The 25,724-nt window shown below is 34.7% G+C and carries 12 protein-coding genes; 8 read left to right on the top strand and 4 right to left on the bottom strand.

Translation table 11 applies throughout. The features are described 5' to 3' along the window. The first annotated feature begins 166 nt into the window (after window positions 1-166). From ubiE to ACFELY_RS02495, 4 genes are all read left to right on the top strand, one after another. A complete protein-coding gene (gene ubiE / locus ACFELY_RS02480) occupies window positions 167-931 on the top strand; it encodes a bifunctional demethylmenaquinone methyltransferase/2-methoxy-6-polyprenyl-1,4-benzoquinol methylase UbiE (RefSeq protein WP_375333540.1) in 765 nt (254 codons plus the stop codon). After that, window positions 928-2,310 carry a 2-polyprenylphenol 6-hydroxylase gene (gene ubiB, locus ACFELY_RS02485; protein ID WP_375333541.1) on the top strand — a complete coding sequence of 461 codons (1,383 nt, stop codon included), beginning with the start codon at window positions 928-930 and terminating at the stop codon, window positions 2,308-2,310. The genes ubiE and ubiB overlap by 4 nt, the downstream gene beginning before the upstream one ends. Before the next feature lie 186 nt (window positions 2,311-2,496). Further along, window positions 2,497-3,288: an exodeoxyribonuclease III gene (gene xth, locus ACFELY_RS02490; protein ID WP_341750883.1), complete on the top strand. Its 792-nt coding sequence runs from the start codon at window positions 2,497-2,499 to the stop codon at window positions 3,286-3,288. Window positions 3,289-3,927: 639 nt separating this feature from the next. Continuing rightward, on the top strand, window positions 3,928-9,726 hold the full coding sequence (locus ACFELY_RS02495) for an autotransporter domain-containing protein (RefSeq protein WP_375333542.1): 5,799 nt from the start codon (window positions 3,928-3,930) through the stop codon (window positions 9,724-9,726). A gap of 317 nt (window positions 9,727-10,043) precedes the next feature. Here the strand turns inward: ACFELY_RS02495 and ACFELY_RS02500 are convergent, their stop codons facing one another. Further along, complete coding sequence (locus ACFELY_RS02500) at window positions 10,044-11,285, bottom strand: hypothetical protein (protein WP_375333543.1); 1,242 nt, start codon at window positions 11,283-11,285, stop codon at window positions 10,044-10,046. A 504-nt stretch (window positions 11,286-11,789) separates the two neighbouring features. Further along, window positions 11,790-13,655, bottom strand: coding sequence for an AAA family ATPase (locus tag ACFELY_RS02505; protein WP_375333544.1), 1,866 nt, complete (start codon window positions 13,653-13,655; stop codon window positions 11,790-11,792). A 196-nt stretch (window positions 13,656-13,851) separates the two neighbouring features. Between ACFELY_RS02505 and ACFELY_RS02510 the strand changes: the two genes are divergently transcribed. Beyond that, a complete protein-coding gene (locus tag ACFELY_RS02510; RefSeq protein WP_375333545.1) occupies window positions 13,852-16,431 on the top strand; it encodes an N-6 DNA methylase in 2,580 nt (859 codons plus the stop codon). A gap of 472 nt (window positions 16,432-16,903) precedes the next feature. On the opposite strand, the gene ileS is transcribed toward ACFELY_RS02510, so the two are convergent. Then, window positions 16,904-20,113, bottom strand: coding sequence for an isoleucine--tRNA ligase (ileS, locus tag ACFELY_RS02520; protein WP_375333546.1), 3,210 nt, complete (start codon window positions 20,111-20,113; stop codon window positions 16,904-16,906). A gap of 25 nt (window positions 20,114-20,138) precedes the next feature. Further along, on the bottom strand, window positions 20,139-20,768 hold the full coding sequence (locus ACFELY_RS02525; RefSeq protein ID WP_375334113.1) for a COQ9 family protein: 630 nt from the start codon (window positions 20,766-20,768) through the stop codon (window positions 20,139-20,141). Between the two features lie 108 nt (window positions 20,769-20,876). Here ACFELY_RS02525 and rpsU point away from each other — a divergent pair, with 108 nt between their 5' ends. From rpsU to ppdK, 3 genes are all read left to right on the top strand, one after another. Further along, entirely contained in the window at window positions 20,877-21,077 is a 201-nt protein-coding gene (gene rpsU / locus ACFELY_RS02530; protein ID WP_094649364.1) for a 30S ribosomal protein S21, read from the top strand. Window positions 21,078-21,403: 326 nt separating this feature from the next. After that, window positions 21,404-22,594 (top strand): hypothetical protein, encoded by a 1,191-nt coding sequence (locus ACFELY_RS02535; protein WP_375333547.1) that lies wholly within the window; start codon window positions 21,404-21,406, stop codon window positions 22,592-22,594. A gap of 345 nt (window positions 22,595-22,939) precedes the next feature. After that, window positions 22,940-25,609, top strand: a complete 2,670-nt coding sequence (gene ppdK / locus ACFELY_RS02540; protein ID WP_375333548.1) for a pyruvate, phosphate dikinase — start codon at window positions 22,940-22,942, stop codon at window positions 25,607-25,609. The last annotated feature ends 115 nt before the right edge of the window (window positions 25,610-25,724 follow it).

The following is a 25,724-nucleotide window of genomic DNA, read 5'->3' on the forward strand; positions in this document are numbered from 1 at the left end:
AATTTATTATATACCATGTATACCACATAAACAACTTAGCACTAATAGTCATCTCAGAGAAATATTTTTCATAAAATACTTAGTGCATATCATAATTAGTATATACTAAAATAATTCTTCAGAATAGAAGAGTATAATTATTTGCAATATAAACTCGTAGAAATATATGGATAATAATAACGACTTCCCTAGTCAAGTAAATTTCGGTTTTTCCAAAGTGTCCTTTGAGCAGAAAAGAGATATGGTTAGAGATATTTTTTCTAGCGTTTCTAATGAATATGATGTAATGAATGACTTAATGAGTTTAGGGATACATCGTCTATGGAAAGATCAATTTGTTAGGCAAATTCCTAATTTAACATCAAATATATTGGACATTGCAAGTGGCACCGGCGATATAGCTTTTAGGATAATAAAGCGAGCTAAGGAACAAAATATATTGCCCCAAGTCACTTTGTGTGATATAAATTTAGACATGCTGACGATAGCTCGTAATAAAGCTGTTGATAGTAACATATTACATGGATTAGAGTATGTCGTAGCTGATGCGGAAAAATTACCTTTTCCTGATAATAGTTTCGATTGCTATACTATAGCATTTGGTATTAGAAATGTGTCAAAAATTGACAATGCCCTAAAAGAAGCTTATCGCGTACTAAAGCCTAAGGGCAAGTTTCTATGTTTAGAATTCTCTAAAATGCAATATGAGGGTCTGAAGCAATTATACCAGTTTTATTCGTTTAATATTATTCCTAAGATTGGTAAAATTGTAGCAAACAACGAAGCAGCTTATCAATATTTAGTAGAAAGTATTAGTTTATTCCCAGATCAGGAGAATTTTGCAATTATGTTAAAGGATGCTGGATTTAGCGATGTTAGTTATAAGAATCTTCACTTAGGAATCGCTGCTATTCATAGTGGTTATAAATGATTAGCTTATTATTGAATTTTTTGCATATATTAAGAGTGGTAAGCAAGCAGCAAATTCTGACTTATCCAGGTACCATAAAATTACCATCTAGGTTAAGAATTCTTGGTTGGATGATAACCATAATAGTTTATCCGATTGGTTTATTTAAACTACCAAAAGACGATTTTGGTATGAGGTTAACTAATTGTTTTAAAAAATTAGGACCTGTTTATATAAAATTTGGGCAAACTCTTTCCACCAGACCAGATTTAATAGGAGTTAAGATTACCAATTATTTGCAATCTCTACAAGATAAGTTGCCACCTTTTAGTAGCGATATCGCACGACAGATTATTGAGGAGTCTTTTGGACAAAGTGCCGATGAGTTATTTTCCGCCTTTGAGGATATACCAGTTGCGGCGGCTTCGATTTCTCAAGTACACAAAGCTAGGCTGAAATCAGGTGAGTTGGTTGCGGTAAAAATATTACGCCCTGAAATTCATCACACATATAATAAGGATATTAAACTTTTATATATTCTGGCTAGGCTAGTAGCAAGAATATCGACAAAATTAAAAAGATTACGATTAGTGGCAGTAATGGATGTATTTAATGCTACTATGAAGTTTGAGCTTGATCTACGTTTAGAGGCAGCTGCCGCCTCAGAATTGTTTGACAATTTCCAAAATGATGTTGATATATATATTCCTAAAATTTATTGGCAACTGACGCATGAATATATAATAACCACAGAATGGGTAGATGGAACATCAATTTATGCTCGAGATAAGCTGATAGAACAGGGCTTAAATCCAGCTAAAATAGCTCAAAAATTTGCTATAATGTTTTTTAATCAAGTATATAGGGATGGTTTCTTTCATGCAGATTTGCACCCTGGCAATATTCTAGTTAGGTCAGATGGTAGCATAGTGTTACTAGATTTTGGTATTATGGGTAGATTACCTGATAAAGATAGAATGGCAATTGCTGAGAGCCTATTTGGTTTTTTAAGTAAAAACTATAAGCTAGTAGCACTTGTCCATCTTCGAGTTGGTTATATAGATAAAAATACCGATCTTGATCTTTTTGCTCAAGCCTGTAGAGCAGTGAGCGAACCGATTATAGGATATGCTGTCAAAAATATTTCTATAGGTAAGTTACTTGCCCAATTATTTAAAATTACTGAAGATTTTGGTATGGAGGTGCAACCACAATTGCTATTATTACAGAAAACTATAGTAGTAGTTGAAGGGGTGGGACAACAGCTCGATCCAGAAATTAATATGTGGCAGCTTATAGAACCATGGATCAAGAAATGGGCAGCTAAAAATCTTAGCCCAGAGGCAAAGGTGATTAGGCTTTTAAAGCATTTAGTAACTCATTTTACGCATGGTATTTAAAAGTTACATAGAAAATAGCTTGGCGTTATTGCGAGAAGCTACTTTAATAGCATTGAAGCAATCCAAATGGATTGCCACGACCACTATGTGGTCTCGCAATGACAGATAACGTCATTGCGAGGCGGCGTAAGCCGACGAAGCAATCCAGAAATGATTAGTAATAGAAATATCGGAAAGATTTAATAAATGAAAATAGTAACTTGGAATATTAACTCTCTACGTTTGCGACTTGATTTGCTTAAGAAGCTAATTGATCAACATCAGCCTGATATTATATCTCTCCAAGAGACCAAAACAGTTAATGAGTTATTTCCTCATCAAGCTATTAATGATATGGGTTATAATCATATATATTATTCAGGGCAAAAATCTTATAATGGAGTAGCAATTTTATCGAAAATTCCTATTACTAATAGATTCTCTCTTGAATTATATAATAGTGATAAAAGGCATGTAGCAGTTGAAGTTCTGGGTATAGAAATCCATAATTTTTATGTACCAGCTGGTGGAGATATAGCTGATGTAAAGATCAATGAGAAATTTAAACATAAATTGGCATATTTAGAATTAGTACAACAATGGTTGACTAATAATCGTAGTAAAAATAGTAAGATGATCATAACCGGAGACTTAAATATCGCACCATATGAGCATGACGTATGGTCGAGTCGTCAATTGCGAAATGTTGTTAGCCACACAGATATAGAGCGTTCAACCTTGTTGGAGTTACAATCTTCCCTAGGTTTTATCGATAGTAGCCGTCATTTCGTGCCGTATGATCAAAAATTTTATACTTGGTGGAGTTATAGAAACATAGACTGGCAAAAATCTAACCGGGGACGTAGACTAGATCATATTTGGACTAGTTGTAACTTACAAGATAAGATGTTATCGGTCAGCTCCTTATCAGAAGCTAGGGGATGGCTTCAACCTTCTGATCATGTGCCTTATTTTTTAACATTAGACGCCTATGTTTAAAAATTGTCGCACCTTCTCGCAATTACACCTACCAATTACACCTGCGTTTAAATTTATTGAGGCAATGTTATTGACATGACCTAGTGTATATGATAGCATATTGTACAATTAAAGAATGTTGTACTAGATTTGGTGTATCTGTATCGTATAAGAGTGTTACTTAAGACGATTTTTAAACGCATACGTCATTGCGAGGAGTGTGGGAACCGCACGACGAAGCAATCCATTTCTAACATTTTATGGATTGCCACGACCTACTTACGTGGTCTCGCAATGACGATTGAGGTACATATACGTCATTGCGAGGAGTGCGGAAACCGCACAACGAAGCAATCCATTTCTAACATTTTATGGATTGCCACGACCTACTTACGTGGTCTCGCAATGACGTTTGAGGTACATATACGTCATTGCGAGGAGTGTGGGAACCGCACGACGAAGCAATCCATTTCTAACATTTTATGGATTGCCACGACCTACTTACGTTGTCTCGCAATGACGTTTGAGGTACATATACGTCATTGCGAGGAGTGCGGAAACCGCACGACGAAGCAATCCATTTCTAACATTTTATGGATTGCCACGACCACTAACGTGGTCTCGCAATGACAATTTTTAATAGGAATATGGTAAAAATATATGGCTAAAAAACAAAATTTATTAAAAAATTTGCTGACCAGCGTGTCAGTTGCCTCCATTGTCGCAAGCATAGGCGGAAGCAGTGGGGCTTTTGCTGCTGCTGATATTGGTGGTGCTGGTGGTGCTGTTAATCTTAGTGCTATCGCTGGATTTGGTGTTGGTGGTGCTGGTGGTGCCCTAAATTTTAATGAGGCTGGTACTACCCTTACAGTTGATGCAATAAGTGAGGGTAATATAACTGATATAACTATGACAAAAGATGGTTCTATCATAATAAATCGTGATATTCAGATAACAGGTAAAGTAACTGAGGTTGGTGCAAATCATATGCCTGCTACCATTAGTAACAATAAGACATTAACATTATCTGGAGTAGAACATACAGGATTATGGGCTGTAACGCTTAATGGTGAAGGTTCTACACTTGTACTAGAACATGATGCCATCCTCCCTGAGGCTAATGCTGTCATCACTACGAATGCTGATGGTAAGGGAATATTAACCTTTAAGCAAGCTGGTACAGTAACTGGCCATATTGGTACTAATGCGGCTGCTTTAGCCCAGATTAATATAGGTGCTAATGCTGCTGGTGGAGATGTTATATTACGGGGAGACGTTTTTACTAGACGACTTGTATTTAATAACGCCAGCGAGGTAAAAATTGCTGGTAATTTTGGAGGTGGAGATAATGCAATTGCAGGTGCAAGTGCAGTTAATTTCGGTGCAGGAGGAACGATAACATTTAATGGTGGACTAAGAGTGGTTGACTCTAAGACATTTAATGCAACAATAGCTAATGGTGAGCATGGTATTTTAAATGTTCAGGGTAGACTCAAAGCTACCCATGTAGATATTGGTAATATTCAGACCATAAATATTGGTGCTGCTGCTGCTCCTGGTATCCTGATAATAGAAGCTTCCGCTGGTAATGTTGAGCTTCTTGGTAATGGTGGTGGTGCGGGTCAAGAAATTAATTTCTTGAATGCAGGTTCGGTATTAGGATTATATACAAATGCAGATAGCACCATAACCTTTCATAATCACTTACCAGGAACTCTTGCCAATACGGGAACCGTGTTGTTGGAGGGTGCAAATGGTAACACTTTAACTTTAGATTCTGATGGTGCAAAAACTCTTGGAATAGCTGGTCGTACACTGACTAGATTGGATGTACGTGGTCAGGTGACTATCGCAGGTCGTGCTGCTAATGGGTTTGATATACACCATGCTCCTTTATTAAACGTTATTAATGGAGCGGTATTTACCGATGAGGGTGCTACCTCGGCCCAGATCGATGCAGTTAATATTGGGGCAGCAGAAGTCGGTGGTGTTGTAGGTAAAGCAACTTACATATTAGATGCCAAACATGGTGATTTTAATATTTTGACTGCTGGTAAGGCAATTAATTTCAAGCATCAAGACGCTCAGTTAACATTACGGAATAGTAGTGCTAACAACAAAACTATAACCTTTCATGAGAGCTTAGAAGGAGTTGTTGGTGCTAACGGCGGGATATTGTCGTTGGAGGGTAAAGGCGGACTTTTAACTGTAGATTCTGATGGTGCAAAAACTCTTGGAGCAGTTCGTGCACTGACTAGATTGGATGTACGTGGTCAGGTAACTATCGCAGGTCGTGATGCTGATAGATTTGATCTACAGAATGTTCCTGAATTAAACGTTATTAATGGAGCGGTATTTACCGATAATGGTGCTACCTCAGCCCAGATCGCTGCAGTTAATATTGGGGCAGCAGAAGTCGGTGGTGGTGTAGGTAAAGCAACTTACGTACTAGATGCCAAATATGCTAATTTGGGTAATTTGGATATTTTAAATGGTAAGGCAATTCGTTTCAAGCATCAAGACGCTCAGTTAACATTACGGAATAGTAGTGCTAACAACAAAACTATAACCTTTTGTGGTAACTTAGAAGGACTTGTTGGTGGTGGCGGGGTTCTGTCGTTGGAGGGTACAGGTGATCGTGAGCACACTTTAACTTTAGATTCTAATGGTCTTGTTGGTGCAAAAACTCTTGGAATAGCTGGTCAATTACTGACTAGATTGGATGTACGTGGTCAGGTGACTATCGCAGGTCATGCTGCTAATGGGCTTGATCTACAGCATGTTCCTGAGTTAAACGTTATTGAGGGAGCGGTATTTACCGATAATGGTGCTACCTCAGCTGCGATTCCTATAATTAATATTGGCTTCGGAGATGCTACTGCTGCCACTGCTGACCTTCAAGCTCCCGGTGAAGCAACTTACGTACTAGATGCAATACATGGTGATTTTGATATTTTAGCTAATGTTGGTGATCGAATTAATTTCTCGGCTCCAAATGCTAGATTAATCTTACGGAATAGTGATAATGCTCCCAAGGCTATAGCTTTGGCTAATACTCTAGACCCAGGTCCAATAGCAGGTGGTAATGGTATAGTTGAATTAGACTCTGTCAATGGTGGTGTAACGTTAGAGATTACCAAAGCAGGAGTTCAGTCATTAGGTACCAACACTCAGGAGTTAAAAGAAGTGAAGTTTTCTGGTCGTGGGGATTTTAATATCGCACCCACCATATATGCTCATGATATAATATTAGATGTAACTAGTACGATAACAACAAACAATATTGTTGGTCATGTTAATTTTACTAAGACTGCTATACTTAATATCCCCGGTGGTAATAATATTACGGGTAATGTAACTTTCAATGCTGCTGGTCGGTTAGAAGGTAACGTTACTGGTAAGGTGACTTTTGCTGCTGCTGGTGGTACGGTGACTGGTACCGCAGGACGTGTGACTGTTAATGCTGGTGCTGCTGGTACCGTTAATGGTGAGATTGGTAAGGTAGATTTTAATGGTGATAATGGTCAATTAATTGCCAATGGTGATATCAGAGGTGATGTAGATTTTGATAATCATAAAGGTACAGTTACTCTGACAGATAATAAGACAATCGTTGGTACTATCCAAAATGGTAAAGATGCAACTGTAGAGTTTATAAGGGATGGAGCAGTAACCAATGTAATTGAGAAATTAAAACTATTAAAAGCTGGTAATGGTAATGTGACATTAGGTGCTGGTAAGCATACCATTGAAGAAATCCAAGGGAATGGAACGCAGACCTTAACTTTTGCTGATAAGTTTAATTCAACAGGAGCTATTAACAAAACTGGCGGAGCGGCAGTTAATTTAATATTCGAGGGAAGTAGCATAATTGGTGGTGTTGTTGGGTCAGACAAGTATCCTGTCGGTAATATCCAAATTAAAGCTGGTACTGTAGCATTTGGCGATTCAATCAATTCTAAAGAAAGGATCGAGATAGCAAAAGGTGCAACTACTGTGATTTCTAAAAATTTCACTGTCAAATCTATTAAAGGAGAAGGTACGGTTAGATTTAATAACCTACAAGAGCTGATCCTTAATATTCCAATAGAGACCGGTACTATAGAAATCGCCGGAGATAATATACAAGCTACTAAGAAGATTTCAACGGGTAATGTTTTATTCTCTAATTCTAAAGAGGCAATTTTAACCTTAAAAGAGGAAAGCATTATAAGTAATATTGAAACAACTGGTAATGGCATACATAGTCTAGCATTAAATGCCAATCTTACCATTAAAGCCGGTAATGTTGGATCAGAGAGTAACAGATTAAAAGAGATTAAATTACTAGGTAATCATACAATCAGCATTATTGGTAATAGTTTATATTCCAATATATCTACCGCAAATAAGGATAGCGGTATAGTAATGTTTAACTCGGATGATAGTGTTGCTCATGGCAATCTCGGAACAAATGAGTTTAGATTGTCTGATGTAACTTTTGATAGTGATTCTACGGCGGGAGGTGATGTTTACTCCAAGAAAATAACCATTAAAGATAAGAAAACAGCAACTTTTGCTGGTACTGAGAAAAGAACTATAGATGTGCCAGGAGTACCAAGGTTATTGAAAGATTTTGCCTATAGCACGAAAATTGGTTCGGAAGAAATAAATGCTGAAGGCTCATCCAAGATACAGTTTAAAAGTGGAGCCTTGGTTGAGGCTCCAATTAATGGTGGAGAGGTAATATTAGCAGATAATGTCTGGTTTAAAGAAAAAGTAACGTCAGCAGCTCCTGTAACCTTTGCTGCAGATAAGTATGCAATATTGGAAAAAGACGTTAAGTTTGCTAGCATTGCAGCCAATCAAGCCAAGATAATTATGTTAGGTGAAAAACAAACTATTACTGGTGATTTAACCGCTAAAGATTTAACCATGGACCTTGGAACTAGCCAAGTTGAATATGGTAATACTGCCAAATTGACAGGAGAGCTAAAATTACGCAGTTTCTATGACCCATCAAAATTAGCTGGTGGTAATATAAAAATTCAGAGTAATGGTAAATTAGATCTATCACAACTAGACAAATTGGTTGTAACAATAGCGGGACAGACGGATATTAGTGAAATACCTGATGAGACTGAATATGTTCTGATTTCGTCAGTTGATGCTAATGGTATTAGTTTGGATCCAAGTAAAGTTGACTTGAAAATCGATGAACAAAGCAGCTTTGTCAGCTGGACTATTGATCCTAGCAATCTGACTCTGCATGCAAAGGACATTCATAAGCAAGTTATAAAAAAAGACGTAATAGAATTAGATAAAGAATCAGCAAAAACACAAGACCCTGATGCTGCTAGCCGTTTATCTGACAGAGCGGCTCTTCTTAAGCAGTTGAATAATGTAACTGATAAAGATAGTGATGCTTTTAAGTACTTGGGCGAAATTGGTCTAATGGATAAAGATAATCGTGCTTTGGCAATGGATAAACTATTACCTGGTAATACAAATCCAATTTCAATGGAATTAGCATTTATGGTAAGTGAAGCAATTTCTCAAGTTGCTTCCCAAATTGCTTCAAGGTCTGTGAATATTATGCCTGTAGCATCGGGTGATGATGATAAGGTAACGTATGGAGTATGGGGTAGTCCATTTTATGCCGTTGGTCACCAAGAAATGCGAAAAGGAATTAGTGGTTATAGATCAAAATCGGTTGGTGGTATATTTGGCTTTGATGGTTTAATAAATGATGACTTGCTAGTTGGTGTAGCTTATAGCAAAATTGATACAAAAATGTCTCATAAAGATATGAAATTTGGCGATAAAACTAACGGTATTACTAATCTCTTCTCTTTATATGGTTCATATAAATTCCCAAGCAATTTTTTTGCTGAAGCGGTAGCATCATATGGCATAACCGATATTAAAAACGCAGAAGGACGTTTAGTTCTTGATGATAATAAGAAAGTTGCTACAGGCACAGCTGTTGCTAAATATAAATCTACTTCTTATAGTGGGCAACTACTTACCGGGTATAATTACCAACCTTCTGAAAAGTTAACTATTACGCCAACCATTGGGCTAAGATACTCACAATTTATGGATGACGGTCATGTGCAAAGTGGTACAGCATGGCAAAACTTAACTGTTAAGAAGACGTCGTACAATAAATTTGAAGGTATTTTGGGTCTAAGGACTGCAGCAAACATCCAACTTGACCAATTACTGCTAATACCAGAATTGCATGGTTACGTTAATTATGATTTCAAAGGAAAATCACCAAAAATTGATGCAAGGTTAGGTGGGGTGAATGAACCATTACCGACAAAATCAGTTAAACCTGCTAAGGTTTCCTTTACTGTTGGTACTGGTCTAACTGTGAAATCCAATATGATGGAATATGGTGTTACCTATAATGCCCACATTGCTGATAAATATATTGGTCATCAAGGTAGTTTGAAGGTTAAAGTGAACTTCTAGAGAGTAAAAATTGGATTGCCAAGCGTCGGCGTATATGTGTCTTAAACGTCATTGCGAGAAGGCATAGCCGACGAAGCAATCCATTTTTAATCACTTTCCTGGATTGCTTCGTCGGTCTGGCAACCTCCTCGCAATGACATCTTATACTTTAACCTTTTTTCCGTGAACACTCACATTCAATCTACAACTGTAGTACTAGATATCCACAACAAAAAATTGGGCAAATTGTCTATGGTTTAACACTAATCTCTAATAAATACAAAAACCTAAATAATAACAATCAGTTTAATATTTCTTTAGGTTTTTGTAATAAATTCCTAAACCCCTTCTGATAGAGGCTCAATATCTCCAATTAACAAACTCTCTAATGCTTCATACAATTCAGCGGAATTACTTACGTTAGACAATAACAACTTAAGATTATGATTACTAATAATTTTTGTTCCTGAACTATGTTCTATTTGTTGTGATTGTTGCATTTTCTGTAATTTTAGTAGCATAACAATCTCTAGTGTTTCACGCTTTAATTGTTGTATTTTTTCGAAGTTTTCTTGTTTCTCTTCTACTTTTATATTATCGCCAGAAACCAATTTTTCTTGTACAGAATCTATTCCTTGTTCGATCTTCTTAGATAATTCTTCTGCTTGTAATTGGTTTCTCTCTAATAGTTTATTTATATCCTCTAATAACTCATCGCTTACCCAGTTCCACCTCAAATCTAGCTTTTTCAAAGTTTTATTATTTTGTAAGGCTTGGACTACTGCCTTCGCCCCCTTATCGCCTATATTGTTGCCCCACAAATCTAGCGTTTCCAAAGTTTTATTATTTTGTAAGGCTTGTACTAGTGCTATCGCCCCCTCATCGCCTATCTGGCAGCATCGTAACGCTAGTATCGTCACAGTGCTATTGTTTTGTAAGGCTTGTGCTATCGTCTTCGCCCCCGCATCGCCTATCTGATTTTCCAAATATATTGTCGTCACAGTTTTATTGTTATCTAAGACTTTGGCTATTGCATTTGCTTCCTTATATCCTATCTGATTCTTGTTGTGCTTAAATTCTATGCTTGTCACTGAAGGGTTAAGATTACTTGTATTTTTGTTTACACCTATAATATCATATATTTGGTTAACTAAATTATCGCTTATATTGTTGTTATTTAAACTTAGTTGCATTACAGTATCATTTTTCTCTAAGGCGAGGACTAGTGCCTTCGCTCCCTCATCGCCTATCTGGTTCCAATGCAAATCTATTTTCGTCACAGTGTTATTGTTTTGTAAGGCTTGTGCTAGTGCCTTCGCTCCCTCATCGCCTATCTTGTTGTTCCACAAATCTATTTTCGTCACAGTGTTATTGTTTTGTAAGGCTTGTGCTAGTGCCTTCACCCCCTCATCACCTATCTGGTTGGCACCCAAATCTATTTTTGTCACAGTTTTATTATTTTGTAAGGCTTGGGCTAATACCTTCGCCTCCTCATCTCCTATCTGGCTGAATCTCAAATCTATTTTTTTACGATCATCGCCTGCTTTCAAGGCTTTGATAATTTCTTTAAGTGTAGCCATAATCATTTACCTCATAAATTTAATTAATATTAAATTATTCTAAATAATTTCTAGTAGTTTAATCCAATTTTCTTACTCTGGATATAATTGCTAACTGCATAGCGATATTTTATAAACTTGTAAAGTAAAAACCTATAATCTTTACAAATAAACCTTATATGTAAGGCTAAAGATATAGGAAACAGACCAAAATATTAAATCAATAAATGACAAACCATTTTGACAGCTATTTTTAATATGATGAATGAAAGTTATAACTTGTGCAAATAAAAAAGTTAAGAAAATTGTTAATTTTTTAATAAAATAACAAAATAATCACAACAATTTTAGTACAATAAAGTATAACTTATTTCCTCAGATTTTTGTAATATATAGGAATTTTGCTTAGAAAGCCTTATTGACTCCTCCTGGAAGATTTAATATCACCATATATATTACAAAAACCTAAAGAAATATTAATTTATTGTTATTATTTAGGATTCTTGTATTTATATATTAAATAGTTTAAAGATTCACCACATCAATCTGATATTCTAGAGCCACTTCCTTACCGCAAAAAGCCATAGCAATTTTGATAATTTTCTGAACATGAGAGTGTTCTTTTATTTTAGCCTCATATTTTTTTCTCACGATTTGATCTAACCCTTCTTTGGCAACAGATTCTAGAGTATCAGGAGATTTACATATTTTATATTCAATAATAATAGCATTGTCACTTTTACCTATCTTGGGTAGTAGCACAATATCCGCCCTACCGCTACCGGTTTCTCTTTCACTGTCTATTATGTAGTCGGAAGCTAAGGTATTAATCAAACCTAGCATAAAGCCACTATAAAATAGCTCGGCTTTTTTCTCGCCTGTTTGATAAAAACTAGTAGCATTGAGCAATAATTCTTGCAACCTTTCTTTAAACTGTTCTATTTTACCTGCCGGCAGCAAAGTAGCAAAAGAATAATATCGAGAGTGATCAATTTGTAACTGATCAGTAACCCATTGGAGCATTCTGGCATTATATATATATCGTACCTCTTTATTTGGTACCGATAATTCATAAATATCTTCTTCTGGTTTTTTAGCAATAGGGTTTAAATAACCGCTAAATAACAACAAGCTAAATAATCCTACTGGTTTGTTGATATTAGCAAAACTAATTTGTTTGACAATCGGTGAGATAATAGCCTTTCCGGCAGCTAAGCTCTGTAAATCTTCCTGCATTCCATCTGACAATAATGCTTTATCAACAAGACCAGTTCCCCCACTATCAAGCCAATAATGGTCAAGCTTGCCTTTATGAGCTAAACATTGCATAATCGACCATGGATTATAGATGATTTCTCCGCCAAAATTATAACCATTATACCAAGCTTTAATTTGTTCAGGATTAGTTGCTGTTGGTACTTTGGTTAATAACTCATCAACTTCTGCTTGAGTAAAACCATAGAACTTAGAATATTTTTCATCAAGCAAGCTATATTCACTAACATTATTCAAATCCGAAAATAAATTAGCTTTAGCAACTCGTAATATGCCGGTTATTACCCCTTTTTCTAAATAAGGATTAGTTTTTAAACTACTGCCAAACATCCCGCGGAATATTTTTAGTACATCATCAAATTCTTTTAATTTATCACCAAATTCAATATACGAACTATTGATCGGCGTGTCGTATTCATCGATCAATATATAAACTTTTTGACCAAAATGTTTGTACAGTACTTCACTCAAAACCCGTAAACTATCTTTTAAGTCATTTCTCTCAAGTTTCCCATCAAAATATCTCCTTAGTTTTTCTTTTTGGGCATTATTTAATAGTCCTGTATCTTCTGTTACATGATGATTTAAGTAATGATGACTTGCAAATAATTCTATAATTTGATCCTTTATACCTAGTTCTATTTCTTGATAACTACTACCTTTTACATCTTTAAGATTGAGCAAAATCACCGGAAATTGACCTTGGTACTCAGATATTACATCTGGGTACTGAGCTATTTTCAACTTCTTAAGTAACTTTTTTCTACCTGTTGCTAGTCCTAAATCTACTTCACCCCCGATAAATAGCTTGTTATTTACTCTATCTTCTGTAGGGAAAGGAACACCATTTTGATCCACCTCTATCTCAAAAAATTTCTGGAGCATGTTCATATTCAAGCTCTTACCCCAACGTCTTGGTCTGGTGATTAGGATAACCTTACCATTGTCCTCTAGTAATTCTTGAATCATTAGACTTTTATCAACAAATACATCACTATTAACAACCAAGTCATAGAACTCATCCGTACCTACTAGCATTCTTGGCGGCTTATTTTTACCTTGAATGGTACTAATATCTTTAACTGTTGTATTAAGATCAGAAAGTTTAAAGGTCATATTATTATATTATATTTGAGAATTACTATAAATATTTGCTTTAAGAAAGTGTAGCATAAATAAGCTAACAGCACCAGCAATTATCTTTTTGACAAATATCTTAAGTATCTATTGTTGATGGGTTTTGTTTTGGATATAACTAAAGGAACAATAACGCGGCTTTTAAATTGTTATTGAATAATTGGATGATTTAATTATGAGCGAAGAACTTCTGCAACGAGATTTAATCAAGAATCCTGAAAAAATAGGGACTTGGAATTTTTATAATATTGGTTCAACAACTATTAGTGCTTTAAAAAAATCTGATATAATAAGAAGTATAGATTATGGGAATGTATCAAACAAGAGAGTTGATGCCATTATCACCAAACAAAAAGAAGTTATTGCTATTGTGGAATTTAAATCACCTGAACATTTTAATACCAAGGATAAAAAAAATAATGCCATTCTGCAAGAAATTGAGGTTGCCAAAAAACTAAAAACAAAATTAATTATTGCAACTGATACCAAAGAGACGGTATGGTTTAATGTTGCTACTGGTAATACCGTGAAAACCCAAGAAGCTAATGATTTTAAATATCCTTTTGATTCTAAAGATATAAACTTACCAAAAGTTATCAATGAAATAATACAATCAATAAATGAGAAAAATGATAGAATCTTACCAAAAGAACTAGTCAATCCAACAGATTTAGCAAAACAAATATGGCAAGATGTTTGGAGTGTTAGCGGTGCAACCCCTGATAATTGCTTATACACATTTGTTGAATTATTTATATTCAAATATTTAAGTGATTTAAAAATATTGCAAGGTACTTATAATTTTTACACTTTACTTGGGATGTATGAAGAAGGCAATGAAACTAATACAGTTTTACAACATTATGCAAATATTATCAGGCCACAAATAAAAGAGCTGTTTCCTGAAAATGCTTTAGACAAGACCACCATAATAAATGGTAGCATATTTATCAGCAAAGAACAAAAAGCTGTTGATGGTTACGGAATAGTCTTTAAAAAAGTTCTACAAAAATTTAAAAATTATGGAAAACTTGAACATATTGATCATGATTTTAAAAGTAAGTTATTCGAGAGTTTTTTAAAAGAAAGTATCAGTAAAAAGAATTGGGGGCAATTCTTTACTCCGATTAAAGTTGTCCGTGCTATCAATGAAATGGCAGAAGGTGAGCTAAAAGAAGGAATGACTATTTGTGATCCAGCCTGTGGAGTGGGGAAATCTCCATTAGAATTTATAAAGAACGATCTTGATAAGCTCTTTAAAGTTGAAAACAATAAAATAATACAAAAAGTTAAAATAGCTGGTTTTGATAAGGGTTTTGATAAAGATGAGCAAAAAACCATCATTTTAGCAAAAGCCAATATGCTTATTTATTTTTGTGAACTGATAAAAGATAATATTGGATTAACTAAGGAATTTGCCAAAATATTTAATGAGAGTTTTATTTTAAAAACAAACTCGATACTTGGTACGCTTTCAGAAGCAGAAGAAGAAAAATATGACTTAATTTTAACAAACCCACCTTATGTAACAAGTGGTAGTAGTAATTTAAAAGAAGAGATAGCTAAAAATACTACGTTAAAAAATTATTATAAGATAGATGCCATGGGTATTGAGGGGCTTTTCATGGAGTGGATTATGAAAGCTCTTAAGAAAGGTGGTAAGGCTTTTATAGTTATTCCTGATGGAATTTTTAATAGACAGAACGATAAAAATTTGAGGCAATATATTTTAGATAGTTGCTATATTGATGCAATTATTTCTTTGCCATTAAAGACATTTTTTACAACGACCAAAAAGACTTATATTTTAGCGATTACAAAAAAATTCGATATTTCTGATATTCAGACTGATCCAGTATTCACCTATTTAGTTAGTGAAATTGGTGAAAGCAGAGATGTAAATAGATTTGATATTGAGCAAGATGACTTAAAAGAAGCTGTTAATTTGTATAACGCTTTTAAGGGTAATAAGAAGTATTTTGCAAATCTTAATCATGATAAGAGATGTAAGATAGTTTTGATAAATGAATTTGACAGTGGTAAAAATTGGTCTGTAGAAAGATGGTGGAGTAAAGAAGAAAAAATTGAGTTAGCTATTGGAGAAACAGACCAAATGGTTTCAATTGGTGAATTTAGCGATATAATTAGGGATTTAGGAATGATCTGTAATGAATTTAGTAAATCATTGCAAGATAGCGTTCTTTATAAATTTGATAATGAAATCGGACGTTGCCAAAGTATCAAAATAGAGGATATTTTTAATATAAAAAAGGGAATAGCAAAATACACTAAGACTTATATTAAAGAACATGAAGGTTCGTATCCTGTCTACTCAGCAAACACCAAACAAGATGGTGTTTTAGGTTATATAAATCATTTTGATCATGAGGTGGAATCTATCCAGATTACTACTAATGGATATGCTGGCACAGTTTTTTATAGGTCAAAACATAAATTTAGCATAAATGGAGATGCAAGATTGTATATTCCAAAATGTGATAATCTTGATTGTTTATATCTATCGTTTGAATTACAAAAAGCATTAGATAAAAATAACTTTAATTGGGAATATAAGCCAACCATAGAAAGAACAAGAAATATTGAAGTCAAAATTCCAATTACTACAGCAGGTGAATTTGATTTACCAAAACAACAGGAGATAGCAAAAAAATATCGTAAAATCGAAGAAATAAAGACTAATATAAAAAGAGAACTTGAAAAAATAGAAACTATAAAAGTTGATATTGGTTTATAATCTTAATCTCCGCCCTTATCAATTCGTTAAGGCTAGGAGACTGTCGGGGATAAGCCTCCACAACTGTTGAAAGTTAGAAAAGGAAAAGGTTTTAAAGGTCATCATGGCAGTTTAAAAGTTGCAAAAAATAACCGGTGTCATTGTGAGGAGACGTGAGTCGACGAAGAGATTTTTGGTTACTTTTGTGGATTACCTAGTCTACCCACGGTCTTACTCGCAATGATGTTGACCATATACTATAGTCAATTCAGGGGAATTTGGCACTAAGAACGATGGAGCGACGCCTATAAGTAATAGGCGAGCGACGAGTGACGACGTCACCAACTTTTCATCAATTGACTATACTTTTAAAGTGTCTTACCTAGAACCTAAATTCTCTTCTAACTTTCGACAGTTGCGGGGTAAAATTATTAGCACATTTGTCAGACAAAACTACTGTAAAAATGTCAGTTGACTATAACAGAAAAGCAATCTAAAACTGCTTAGACACTCTTATGCTTATCGTATTTGAATCTAATTCAATATCGGTCATATAGTCTGGCGTAAAATTGCTAGCAAATTCACTTAAGGTTTGTTCGAGAATGAATTTACTATGTTGCTGGACTATTAGCATAAAATCTGGCTTACCAATAATCTCTAGGAAAATTCTGTCATTTATAGTAAAATTGGCATCTTTTCTCGCTTGTTGAATAAAGCGTATTAAATCTCTCGCTATACCTTCTTCGTATAATTCCTGTGTTATTTCCAAATCTAGCAATATTAGCCCCTGATTATTAGCTAAAGATTTTGTACCTTTAGCATTTTTAGGTTGTAAGGCTAGAGAGAATTCATCATTATTCAGCTTCTCTCCGGCTATTATTAGATGCTCAGGAGTAAGTTGCCACTGATTCTTTTTAGAAGCTACTATGATATCTTTGACCTTATGAGGTAGACGCTTACCTAAATTAGGAAAGTTAATCGATAATTTATGATCGGCATAATTTTCTACATCATCTTTATAAATTACCTTTTTAACATTGATTTCATCTTTAATCAATTCTTCAAATTTTATTAATAGCTCATTATTGCTGCTAATGATTGTTAAGCTGCTCAATGGTTGTCTAGTCCGAATATTCTCGCTACTTCTAATGAATAAAGCATTACTACAAATATCTAATATTTGATCCATGGTGCTAACCAAATCATCATCCACTTCTATCTTATCTAGTGTAGGAAAATCTGTCAAATGAACACTAGACTTCCCACAAAACTCTTTTACAGAAAGTCTACTCTCACCTTTCGGTTCTATCCCGGTGAGTCCCAAATAAATCTCCTCAGAAATTAATGGCAATAAACTAGATTGAGCGGACGACATTATTTTAATACAACTATATAAGGTATTATAAGCATTTTTCTTATCTTGATCTTTCTCACTTTTCCAAAAACGATTTCTACTTCTTCTAATATACCAATTATTTAATACTTCAAAAAAATCGGCAATGTTACTATAGGCTATTTGACTGTCAAAATTATCTAACCCATGCTGAATTTTTTGTACTGATATTTTTAGTTTTGATAAAATATAACGATCTAGCACATTTTGAGAATTAAAGTCTAGTTCAGCTTTGATTTGGTCAGCATTAGCATACATAGTAAAGAAATGGTAGGCATTCCAAATAGGCTTAAGAAATAAACGTAAGCTCTCAAAAACCATTTTTCCGTCTTTATCGATCAATAATTCCTGACCTTTAACTATGTTTGTAGAAAGCATAGTGACTCTTAGAGCATCAGAACCATATTTATCAAATAATTCTAATGGATCAGCATAATTATTAAGACGCTTTGATAATTTTTGTCCGGTACTATCTAATATAACTCCATGGCAAATACAATTTAAAAAAGGTGGTTGGTCAAATAAGGCAGTTGACAATACCATTAAAGTATAGAACCAACCACGTGTTTGTGCTGAATATTCCACTATAAAATCAGCAGGAAAATGCTTTTCAAACCAATCTTTATTTTCAAATGGATAATGTACTTGTCCATAAGGCATAGAGCCGCTTTCAAACCAACAATCAAATACATCTTCTATTCGACGCATCATTGACTTACCGGTTGGATCGTCTGGATTTTTTCTAGTTAGCTGATCAATAAAAGGTCGATGCAAATCAACGATTGTTACCCCAAAATCTTTCTCTAGCTCTTCTATTGAACCATACACATCAATTCTAGGATAAGCCGGATCATCCGACTTCCAGACTGGGAGAGGCGTCCCCCAAAATCTATTACGGCTAATTGACCAATCTCTAGCATTTTCTAACCATTTTCCAAATAGATTATCCCTAATATTCAAGGGTATCCAGTTAATTTGCTGATTTAATTCAACCATTCTGTCTTTAAATTCGGTAACTTTCACATACCAAGAAGGAACTGCTTTGTATATAAGAGGGGTATCAGTACGCCAGCAATGCGGATAATTATGAATATATTGCTCAGTTTTAAACCAATTTCCCTGATTTTTTAGCTTAATAATAATTTGATCATTAGCATCAAATATTTGCAAACCGACAAAATCATAAATTTCTTTGGTAAATTTCCCAGCATTATCTACAGGACAAACGAGTTCTATTCCTTGCGATTGACAAAGAATTTGATCTTCCTCACCAAAACCGGGAGCCATATGTACGATACCGGTACCGTCTCCTTCGACGACAAAATCTCCAGAAAGTACTTTGAAACTACCTGGATGATTGGAAAAATAATCGAATAATGGTTGGTAAGTAAGATTCATGTTTAATAAGCACTTACCTTCAATTATATCATAATTTGTGTCAGCACTAAGCCCTAATTCTTTGTGATATTTTTCTAAAGCAAATTTTGCCAAAATATAACAAACCTGACCATTTGGCACTAAAGCATATTCAATATTTGCTCCAATGGCTAATGCCAAATTAGCCGGCAAAGTCCATGGCGTCGTAGTCCATGCCAGCATTCTATACTCATTATACTGCACAGAACCTGGCAATTTCTCATTAAGTACAAAACTTACCGTAACCGCCTTATCAGTTCTCTCTCTATATGAGTTGTCTAGCCTAGTTTCAAAATTGGATAAAGGCGTTTCACATGCCCAAGAATAAGGCATTACCCTCATTGATTCATAAAGAAGCCCTTTATTATATAACTCTTTAAAAGCCCACAAAACAGATTCCATAAAGGCTTTATCCATAGTTTTATAGGAATTGTCAAAATCCACCCATCTTGCTTGCCTATTAACATATTTCTGCCACTGATCAGCATATTTCATCACCGATGATTGACAATGCTCGTTAAATTTATCAATACCAAAATTGATAATGGCAGTTCTACCAGAAATACCCAACTCCTTTTCTGCTTGCATCTCAGCAGGTAGTCCATGACAATCCCAACCAAAGCGTCGCTCAACTCTTTTGCCTCTACTGGTTTGATAACGTGCATAAACATCCTTGATGAACCCAGTTAGCAAATGTCCATAATGTGGGAGTCCATTGGCAAAAGGGGGACCATCATAAAATATAAATTCGTTATTCTTATCATTTTTTACTGATGGTCTAGCATCTATAGTTTTTTGAAAAATATTATGCTTTTGCCAATAAGCTAAAATCTTTCTCTCAATTGTTGGAAAATCAACATTAGATTGAATATCTGGGTAGTGTTTTTTAGTCATTATAGTCTCGATTACAGAAAGTATATTATAAAAATAGTCGAATAATTGGTATATCGACAGGGTTTGGTAGCTTTAACATATTCTTACATTTAGAGGATATAGTTATGATATTGGATAAAGATTTAGTAATATATTTATCAGTATCTATATTATCTTCTGACTCATCTTGAATGTAATAGAGTATTGAAGTTATATAAACACTGAGTAACAGACCTCTCTTAGTATAATAGTTATAATCTATAGACTTATCGCCTGCATAACGCCAAATTAAGTCACAAGTACGAAAGGCTGTTTTTGTTGCAAATATGCTGTTTGATGGTATGGCAAAATAACTACGATTCCTCAAATGTACAAGTTTAGCTATACCATCTTTTATTCTGATTTTTAAGGCTAAATCAATTCTATCCCTTATTTTAATCGGAGTTTCCTGCTGAGATAATAACTCCAGCATTTTCTGGTCTTGCCAGCTTTCAAAAAAATCAACTATTTCCCTTATCCCCTCAGGAAAAATTATATGGCAATATCCTTTAACAAAACCACATTCTGTTTCCGTATCTGCTAATAATTTATCATTCCACTCGTTAAAAACTAGCAGTTTTGCTAAAGTCTGTACAAATTGTACTTTTAAACTATGATATTTCTCTTCAATAGTCATAAATGCATCTTTTAATATTGACATAATATCTTGACATATACATTTAGTATATAGATAATGTTCATATCATTCAACAATCTAATTTGCACGAAAAGGGGGTAATTAAAAGTGATACTAGTAAATGTTCATGCTGGGAATGGTGAGCAAGCAATTAAAAATTTGAAAAGAAAAATGCAAAGAGAGCTTGTTTTTCGTTCAATGAAAATGTCTCGTTTCTATGAACCTCCTTCAGTAAAACGTGTCCGTAAGGATCAAGAAACAGAAAGAAGGAAGAGAAAAGTTGCTCGTAAGCAAATGATGGAAGGTTAAGCGAGCTTAATGTTCTTGGATTGCTTCGTTAGCTACGCCTCCTCGCAATGACTGTTTTTATCTCTCAACGTCACGTCATTGCGAGACCACAAAGTGGTCGTGGCAATCCAAACATTAGATAAATCTGGATTGCTTCGTCGACCTAAGGTCTGGTCTCCTTGCAATGAAGCTTATATGCTTCAGTGTGGAATCTATATCCCGTACTGAAGCATGAATGACATTTTTTCTTTCTTATAAGCAAATCTAAGGTTAATATTTGAGATATTATGATTATTAGAACATATTCTTGCTACATTTTTTTTATAGGTTTAATAATATCATCTTTTATGCTCCACACCCACGCAGCTGAAACAAAGAAAGCTAATTTGTATATCATAAGCGATAAAGCTTTTGTTGGGGATCGTAGTCAATTACTAGGAGTAGCAAGAGAAAGTGAGAAGTACTTTAAAAGTAGGTCTATTACCCTAAATGTTGAGGAGTACGATAAATCGCAATTAGAAACCGTTAAGGATCAAATTAGCAATAACAAAAATCTTACCATTATAGTTTCAGTTGGTTATTACGGCATAGAATTAATAACTAAATTAAAGTCATATCCTGAACTGGCAAAGAAGATTATCGCAGTACATCTTTCTCACCAACTATTAGATAATGGTACTTTATCACACAAGCAACTTGTCCAAGAAAAACGTGATGATTTCTTTGGTGCAGACATAATAGCCTTACCTAGCCATGCATTAGACAAGCAAAATACTAAGCTTACTGGTGTGAACACTATACTCCTTACTACTAATGGGGTAGCACACAATATGCAACTATCTGATATTGAATCAGAATATGCTGCATTTAAATCTATGTTCTCTTCCTTCGATAAGCCCTCTGATAAATTTTTAGCAGTGATTTTAGCAGGGGATGTACCAGAAAATGGTACATATCATTGCTATACAGGTAAAGAAGCAAAGAAGTTAGCTGAATATGTTAGTAATCTTGCACTAAAAAACAATTATTTTGTATTAGTATCTAATGGACCACGTACAGGAAAATATGATTGTCAACATAATAAAGAACTTAGTGTACATGAAAAAGATAGTATAATGGATGTGGTAACGTCAAGTTTCCAAGAAATTCTACAAAAAAATCGTGTGCCATTTAAATTATTTGACTTCAAGAAAGGGCAACCAAGTATGTATAAGGCTATTCTTGGAGCTGTTTTATACAACAAGCATAGCTTGATTATAGTACCAGGTGAATCTACTTCTATGGTCTCAGAAACCGTAGATATGTTACCTGCTAAAACTGTTACAGTGTATTATAACTCTACAATGAATGAAACCCATAAAAGACACATAAAAAACGAGTTTAATGAAGGAAGAGTATCAATTATTGATGAGAATATGCATCTTCATTTACCTAATAATACACGAGCTAAGTATTATTCTGCTAGCGAGAATATAGCTAAGGGTATATATACTTTATGGCATACTCGTACAGTTGCTATCCCAAAGGTTATTAAATAGACCTGTCTGCTCAAATGATTTAAAGAATGGGATTTGAAAATGATGAATAAGAATCTGTTCGCCAAGCGTCTATTAGCGAGGAGTCGCTTTGCAGTGACGCGGCAATCTAAGTCTATACTAACTTGTCGATTGATTCGTTGGCTACACCTTCTTGCAATGACGTTGATCACATACGACTTTAAACTATCCGGTCTAAAACCGCTTCCTCTTCTAACTTGCAACAGTTGTGGGGTGACACTGTCCCCTTTGTCATTCCCGCGTAGGCGGGAATCTGGATACCTGCTTACGCAGGGGTAACACAAAGTTGGGCAGGGGTGACATAAAAAGTAAATTGTTTTGGTATTTATGAACAAATGGATCTATTATTTTGGTACTAAAGGTGGGGATGGTAATGCTCAAATGAAAGACGTGCTTGGCAGTAAAGGAGCTGGTCTTGCCGAGATGTCTAACTTAAGTTTACCTATTCCTGATGGTTTTACTATTACTACAGAACTCTGTAATTATTTCTATAAAAATAATTACAGTTTGCCTGAGAATTTTAATAATGATTTAGTGATAGCTATTAAAAATTTAGAAAATTCTACTGGCAAGGTTTTTGGTGATCATAATAATCCATTATTATTATCCGTTCGCTCAGGTTCAAGAGCTTCGATGCCTGGTATGATGGATACTATACTTAATCTTGGGTATAATGATCAAGTTTGCGATGCACTATCAAATATTACTGGAAATGAGATTTTTGCTCTTGATAGCTATCGACGATTCTTAGAAATGTATGGATCAATGGTGCTATCAATTTCAAATGGTTTATTTAAAAATGCATTTGAGATGCATAAGGTTAAATGTAATATCTATCAAGAGAAAGAAATTACAGGAGATTTTTTAAGAATAATAGTTGAAGAGTTTAAAAAAATAATTTTTAATCATGGGGAAGAATCTCATGGTAAAGAATCACTTTTTGACCCATATAAACAATTAGAACAATCAATAAAAGCCGTATTAAAATCCTGGGCAGGGGATAGGGCGGTAACTTATAGAAAGTTACATAATATACCCAATAACTGGGGTACGGCGATTAATGTCCAGTCAATGGTTTTTGGTAATCAAGGAAATAATTCTGCTACAGGCGTAGTATTCTCGCGTTGTCCTGCAACCGGTGAAAATAAGCTTTTTGGTGAATATTTAATAAATGCTCAAGGTGAGGATGTGGTATCAGGGACAAGAACCCCAAGCCCTATTACCAACGAGCATGATGTAGATTGTTCAATGCAAATAGTTATGCCACAAATATTTGAACAATTACAAGAGATTTGTAAGAAGTTAGAGTTACATTACTTGGACGTACAAGATATTGAATTCACCGTACAAAACGGAGTTTTGTATATTTTGCAAACACGTACCGCCAAAAGAACAGCTTTAGCCAGCATTAAAATTGCTACGGATATGGTGCAAGAAGGGCTGATTTCTAAACAACAAGCAATAATGCGTATAGAGCCGGAATCGCTAACTCAGCTTTTACATACGGCTATTGATTATAGCAATACTCTAGACCATATCTCTAAAGGGCTACCAGCTTCTCCAGGGGCTGCTACTGGTATAGTAGTTTTTTCTCCTTATGATGCTGAGAAAATGTCGCATCACCATAAAGTGATTTTGGTACGTCATGATACTAGCCCTGAAGATATAAACGGTATGTATGTTTCAGCCGGTATTCTAACAGCCAGAGGTGGGATGACCTCTCATGCTGCGGTAGTTGCTAGAGGGTTAGGAAAACCATGTGTTTGCGGGGCAAATGATTTGGTAATAGATGAGAAAAAACAGATATTTAAAATAGGTAATACTATCATCAACTATGGTGACTTAATAACTATAGATGGCGGAACGGGGAAAATTTTCTTAGGGGAGGTGCCATTAACTCAGCCTACTTTTACTAAGGAATTTCAAACAATTTTGGATTGGGCAGATGAATTTGCTACTTTAAAAGTTAGAGCCAATGCCGAAACTATTTTAGATTCAGGGGTTTCCCTAAAATTTGGGGCAAGCGGAATTGGCTTATGCAGAACAGAACATATGTTTTTTGACCATGATAAAATACCATTAGTACGAGAAATGATCATTGCTCCTGATCTAGAGAGAAGGAAACATGCTATTAGTAAATTATTGCCCTTACAAATTCAAGACTTTAAGGCGTTATTTAAAATTATACAGGGTAAACCGATAAATATCAGATTGCTTGACCCGCCTCTACATGAATTCTTACCAACAACAGAGGATGATAAAAGAAACTTAGCAAAGGTGATGAATTTACCGTTAGCTGTTGTGGAACAACGCTTGCATGCACTATATGAAGTAAACCCTATGCTTGGACATAGAGGATGTCGCCTCGGTATTTCTTATCCTGAGATTTATCAAATGCAAATAAGGGCAATTTTTACTGCTATCAGAGAGTTAAAAGTTGAAGAAAATATCAATACTATTCTGGAGCTAATGATTCCTTTAATTAGTGATGTTAATGAACTAAAAATCTTAAAGACATACATACAAGATGTTATTACTAACATGGAAGATATTAACAAATGCAAGTTTGATTTTACTCTTGGTACGATGATTGAGCTACCAAGAGCAGCTTTAAAAGCTGGAGAGATTGCTGAAGAGCTAGATTATTTTAGTTTTGGTACTAATGATTTGACCCAAACAACATACGGCATTTCTCGAGATGATGTAGCCTCATTTTTCCCGGATTATTTGGAGAAAAAAATCTTTGCATTTGATCCTTTTAGTAAATTAGATGAGGAAGGGGTAGGGGAGTTAATAAAAATTGCTATAAAACGTGGTTTAAAGAGCAACCCTACATTAAAACTTGGCGTATGCGGAGAGCATGCTGGTAATCCTCATTCTATAGAGTTCTTTCATAGAGTTGGTTTGCATTATGTATCATGTTCACCATACCGCATCCCTATAGCAAGGATTGCCGCAGCTCAGACAACAATAAAAGCTGATGGTTATCAATCATGAATATATAGCTAATATGCAAACTATTGGTATAAAATCGCCTGAGAAGATTAAGAAAATTGTAGAAGAGACTTGTAAAAATTTTATAAGCATTAGTATGTATTGTGGAACAAAACAG

It is taken from the genome of Candidatus Tisiphia endosymbiont of Xenochironomus xenolabis, assembly GCF_964264705.1.
Lineage (GTDB): Bacteria > Pseudomonadota > Alphaproteobacteria > Rickettsiales > Rickettsiaceae > Tisiphia.

Bases quoted from the DNA above. Each gene is read 5' to 3' on its own strand.
- ubiB (WP_375333541.1), top strand. From the start codon at position 928: ATGATTAGCTTATTATTGAATTTTTTGCATATATTAAGAGTGGTAAGC.
- ACFELY_RS02535 (WP_375333547.1), top strand. From the start codon at position 21,404: ATGCTCCACACCCACGCAGCTGAAACAAAGAAAGCTAATTTGTATATC.
- ACFELY_RS02495 (WP_375333542.1), top strand. From the start codon at position 3,928: ATGGCTAAAAAACAAAATTTATTAAAAAATTTGCTGACCAGCGTGTCA.
- ACFELY_RS02525 (WP_375334113.1), bottom strand. From the start codon at position 20,768: ATGACTATTGAAGAGAAATATCATAGTTTAAAAGTACAATTTGTACAG.
- xth (WP_341750883.1), top strand. From the start codon at position 2,497: ATGAAAATAGTAACTTGGAATATTAACTCTCTACGTTTGCGACTTGAT.
- ACFELY_RS02510 (WP_375333545.1), top strand. From the start codon at position 13,852: ATGAGCGAAGAACTTCTGCAACGAGATTTAATCAAGAATCCTGAAAAA.
- ppdK (WP_375333548.1), top strand. From the start codon at position 22,940: ATGAACAAATGGATCTATTATTTTGGTACTAAAGGTGGGGATGGTAAT.
- ileS (WP_375333546.1), bottom strand. From the start codon at position 20,113: ATGACTAAAAAACACTACCCAGATATTCAATCTAATGTTGATTTTCCA.
- ACFELY_RS02500 (WP_375333543.1), bottom strand. From the start codon at position 11,285: ATGGCTACACTTAAAGAAATTATCAAAGCCTTGAAAGCAGGCGATGAT.
- ACFELY_RS02505 (WP_375333544.1), bottom strand. From the start codon at position 13,655: ATGACCTTTAAACTTTCTGATCTTAATACAACAGTTAAAGATATTAGT.
- ubiE (WP_375333540.1), top strand. From the start codon at position 167: ATGGATAATAATAACGACTTCCCTAGTCAAGTAAATTTCGGTTTTTCC.